The following is a 4,481-nucleotide window of genomic DNA, read 5'->3' as shown; positions in this document are numbered from 1 at the left end:
GCGCCGCGATGTTCGCGGCCGGTCTGGGCATGCTGGTCTGCGGGGTGCCGTTCTATGCCAGCGTCAACCACGCGTTTCTCATCCTGAGCGTCATCGGATTCATCGTGATGTTCGGCGGGGTCGTATTCGCCGTCACCGGTCCGAAGCTGACGGCTGGGCGCGGGCAGCCCGGGTCGGCGGGTGCTGACGGAGCGCGTCAGCGTCGGTCCAGGGGCGCCGGCGGTTCCTTCACCAGCCGGATGGAGGATCGGTTCCGGCGCCGCTTCGACGAGTAGCAACCCGCCGGAGCACACGGGGTAGCCGATCGGCTGCCCCGTTTCCGTATCCGCGGCGATTCGCCCGCACTGCTGGCGCCTCGCTAACGCCCCCTGGGCTTGGCCTGCCTGATTCTCTCTGATCAGCCGCTCCGAACTGGGGATTGGGTCATCGTGGGCTTTCGGCAAGTAGATGCCAGCAGATGCCAGCAGATGCCAGTAGATGCCAGTAGATGCCAGTAGATGTGGCAAAAAGTGGGTACGACACCCATTTGTTATGCGAAATATTGCCCTATGTGGGGGATAGTGGGGTAACGTGGCAGAAGTCGTTGGGCGAGGAGCTGACCGGAGGTGGCGTGATGTTTCTCGGCACCTACACGCCCAAACTCGACGACAAGGGGCGGCTGACGCTGCCCGCCAAGTTCCGTGATGCGCTGGCAGGAGGGCTGATGGTCACCAAGAGCCAGGACCACAGCCTGGCCGTCTACCCGCGGACGGAGTTCGAGCAACTGGCCCGGCGAGCCGCGCAGGCATCGCGAAGCAACCCGGACGCACGGGCATTCCTGCGCAACCTGGCCGCAGCCACCGACGAACAGCATCCCGACGCCCAGGGCCGAATCACCCTGTCGGCCGACCATCGTCGCTACGCCAAACTCGCCAAGGACTGCGTCGTCATCGGTTCGGTCGACTACCTGGAGATCTGGGACGCCAGCTCCTGGCGGGACTACCAGCAGACTCATGAAGAAAACTTCTCCGCGGCCAGCGATGAAGCACTCAGCGACATCATCTGAGGCGTGCGCCCGTGCCTCGTGGCCTCTGCCCGATCCGACCCTGACGTACTTCCCCAACGCCAGGTTCGCGATATCGGACAGGGACCTCGATGCAGGGGTGGCCCGTTCGGCCCCTCGGTGGTACCCCACCCAACGGAGAGGTGTTGCGATGGCCGACGACCGGGGTGATCCCGGCCATGTGCCGGTGATGCTGCAGCGCTGCGTGACGCTGCTGGCCCCGGCGCTGACCAGGCACCGCCCGGACGGGTCGGGTGCGGTCCTGGTCGACGCCACCGTCGGGGCCGGCGGACACGCCGAGCGTTTCCTGTCCGAACTGCCCGGCCTGCGGCTCATCGGATTGGACCGCGACCCAGACGCCATCGATGTCGCCGCGAGGCGGCTGGCCCGGTTCGGCGAACGAGTCACCCTGGCCCACGCACGCTACGACGCGATCGCCGATGTGATAGCCGAATCAGGCTACGCCGCAGCAGAATCAATCGATGCAGCGCTGTTCGACCTCGGCGTATCGTCTATGCAGCTGGATCTGATCGAACGAGGCTTTTCCTATACCCACGACGCTCCGCTGGACATGCGGATGGACCCGCGGTCCGCGCTGACCGCGGCCGACGTCGTCAACACGTACGACGAGGCTGCGCTCACCGACATCTTGCGGCGCTACGGCGAGGAGCGATTTGCGGCTCGCATCGCGGCCCGCATCGTGGCTCGCCGGGCACGCGCGCCGCTGACATCGACTGGCGAGCTGGTTTCTCTGCTCTATCAGGCGATTCCGGCGCCGGCCCGGCGGCGGGGCGGGCATCCCGCGAAGCGGACGTTTCAAGCGTTGCGCATTGCGGTCAACGGCGAATTGGACTCGCTCGCCAGCGCCCTTCCTGCAGCGCTGGACGCTTTGACCGTCGCCGGCCGCATCGTGGTACTGGCCTACCAGTCCCTGGAGGACCGGATCGTCAAACAACTGTTCGCTCAGGCCGTGACGTCGCGAACCCCGGTCGACGTTCCAGTTGAATTACCCGGCGACACACCACGATTTGCATCATTGACGCGTGGTGCTGAACGCGTCGGCGCCGATGAGGTAGAGCGCAACCCGCGGGCTGCGTCGGTCCGGTTGCGGGCCGTGCGACGCACGGAGCCGGGGACATGGAAAGCGCAAAGGGGCGATCGATGAGAACCAAGCGCCAAACGGTTTCACCGCGTGGCGACCGTCGCCGTCACCCCGACGGCTCCACCCGTACAGCGCTGCGCAGACCGACCGATGCACCGGCGTCTCGACGCCGGCGTCCACGCCAGCCGACGGCGCCGTCGCCCGGGCGGGAACCGCGGGCACCGCGCACGGGTCCGCAGACCGCGGCGACGCCCCGGCCCACCGTCCGGCCGGCGCCACCCAAGAACACCAGGCAGGCGAAGGCACGGGCGAAAGCACGGAAGGCTAAGGCGCCCAAGGTAGTTCGGGCTCCGTTACGGGAGCGGCTGATCATTCGGCTGGCCTCGGTGGATCTGCGGCCGCGCACGTTGGTGGCCAAGGTGCCGTTCGTCGTGTTGGTCATCGGCACGCTGGCCGCCGGGCTGGGCATCACCCTGTGGCTGTCGACCGACGCCGCGGAGCGCTCCTACCAGTTGGCCACCGCCAAAGAGAGGAACAAAGCGTTGCTGCAACAAAAGGAAACGCTGGAACGCGATGTGCGCGAGGCGCAGTCCGCGCCGGCGTTGGCCGAGGCAGCACGGAACCTGGGCATGATCCCCAGCAGGGACACCGCCCACCTGGTTCAAGACCCGGCAGGCAACTGGGTGGTGGTCGGCAACCCGACGCCGGCTGAAGGGGTGCCGCCGGCGCCGTTGAACACCAAACTGCCCGAGGAGCGGCCCGTACCGCCTCCGCTGCCGGCGCACCGGCTCGAAGTGCCGGTTCGGGTGTCGCCGGGTCTGGGTTCGCCGGCCTTGCCGCCCGGAGTGGCTGCGCCGGGACCAGAAGTGCCGCTGTCTGCGGTGGATGCGGAGAATCAGCACCTGCCAAGCAACGCCGTACCCGCCATGCCCGGCGTACCCCGCATGGCGCTGACCCCCCCGCCATCAGGGCGGGTGCCCACGATGCGGCCATCGGCACCGCCTCTCATCGTGATCGGGTCGTCGCCGGGGCCGGCGGCCGAGCAGTTCAGTCCGCCGGCGGCTTCCCCGTCGGCAGCGGCTCCGGGTACCCCGCGATGAGCCGGGCCGAGCGGTCTGGCAGGCGCCGGTCGCATCCGATACGCCGAGCCGATGGGCCCGGTCGGGCTGCTGCACGGGCAAAGAAAACCAACAGCCCCAACAAGCCTGCGAAGCTCAACAAGCCTGCGCTGCCGGGGAAGTCCAGGCAGCCGCCGAGGCCCGGGCCGGCTGGTCGTTCGGCAACGGACCGGCGGACCCGTCAAGCGATGGAGCTCGGCATGCGCAGCGCCTCGTTTGTGTTCCGGCACCGAGTCGGTAACGCGGTCATTTTTCTGGTGCTGTGTGTCGCGGCGGCGCAGCTGTTCTACTTGCAGGTTCCACGCGCCTCCGGACTGCGGGCCGAAGCCGCCGGGCAACTGAAGGTCACCGACACCGAAAAAGCTATGCGGGGCAGCATCATCGACCGCAGCGGCGACAAGCTGGCGTTCACCATCGAAGCTCGGGCGTTGACCTTTCAGCCGATCAAGATCCGCAAGCAACTCGACCAGGCCAAAGAACACAATGTCAGCGCCCCCGATCCGCAGCGGCGGCTCCAGGACATCGCCAGGGAGGTCGCCACCCGGCTGGGCAACAAACCGGACGCCGCAACGGTGCTGAAGAAGCTGCGCAGCAACGAGACGTTCGTCTACTTGGCCCGTGCCGTTGACCCCGCCATTGCCGAGGCGATCAGCAAGAACTACCCCGAAGTCGGTAGTGAGCGGCAGGATCTGCGCCAGTACCCGGGCGGATCGCTGGCGGCCAACATCGTCGGGGGCATCGACTGGGACGGGCACGGACTGCTGGGCTTGGAGGACGCCATGGACGCGGTGCTGGCCGGAACGGACGGTTCGCTGACCTACGACCGCGGCTCCGACGGTGTGGTGATTCCAGGCAGCTACCGAAACCGGCACCGGGCGGTCAACGGGGCAACGGTGCAACTCACCCTCGACGACGACATTCAGTTCTACGTCCAACAACAGGTGCAGCAGGCCAAGAACGCCGCCGGCGCGCGCAACGTCTCGGCGGTGGTGCTGGACGCGCACAGCGGTGAGGTGCTGGCCATGGCCGCCGACAACACCTTCGACCCGTCACAGGACATCGGTCGCCAAGGTGACAAGCAGATGGGCAATCCTGCGGTGTCGTCGCCGTTCGAGCCGGGCTCGGCGAACAAGGTGGTAACGGCCGCCGCCACCATCGAGTACGGGCTGAGCAACCCCGACGAGGTGCTGTCGGTGCCCGGCTCGATCGCCATGGGCGA

5 protein-coding genes are annotated in these 4,481 nt (G+C 67.5%); all 5 read left to right on the top strand.

Annotated elements, in window-relative coordinates:
* On the top strand, positions 1-275 hold a 275-nt coding region (locus tag AC2VOP_RS17560), incomplete at its 5' end, for a DUF3040 domain-containing protein (RefSeq protein WP_486962148.1).
* A 338-nt stretch (positions 276-613) separates the two neighbouring features.
* On the top strand, positions 614-1,045 hold the full coding sequence (gene mraZ, locus AC2VOP_RS17555) for a division/cell wall cluster transcriptional repressor MraZ (protein WP_486962147.1): 432 nt from the start codon (positions 614-616) through the stop codon (positions 1,043-1,045).
* Positions 1,020-2,207 (top strand): 16S rRNA (cytosine(1402)-N(4))-methyltransferase RsmH, encoded by a 1,188-nt coding sequence (gene rsmH / locus AC2VOP_RS17550; protein WP_486962150.1) that lies wholly within the window; start codon positions 1,020-1,022, stop codon positions 2,205-2,207. The genes mraZ and rsmH overlap by 26 nt, the downstream gene beginning before the upstream one ends.
* Entirely contained in the window at positions 2,204-3,244 is a 1,041-nt protein-coding gene (ftsL, locus tag AC2VOP_RS17545; protein WP_486962146.1) for a cell division protein FtsL, read from the top strand. Before rsmH ends, ftsL begins: the two co-directional genes overlap by 4 nt.
* Positions 3,245-3,372: 128 nt before the next feature.
* Positions 3,373-4,481: penicillin-binding transpeptidase domain-containing protein (locus AC2VOP_RS17540; RefSeq protein WP_486962149.1), on the top strand; the 1,109-nt coding region annotated here is incomplete at its 3' end.

This window comes from Mycobacterium sp. TH-M106, from assembly GCF_057473765.1.
This window is presented reverse-complemented; position numbering and strand designations above follow the sequence as displayed.

Coding starts and splice junctions, on each gene's coding strand:
- mraZ (WP_486962147.1), top strand. CDS start 614: ATGTTTCTCGGCACCTACACGCCCAAACTCGACGACAAGGGGCGGCTG.
- rsmH (WP_486962150.1), top strand. CDS start 1,020: ATGAAGCACTCAGCGACATCATCTGAGGCGTGCGCCCGTGCCTCGTGG.
- ftsL (WP_486962146.1), top strand. CDS start 2,204: ATGAGAACCAAGCGCCAAACGGTTTCACCGCGTGGCGACCGTCGCCGT.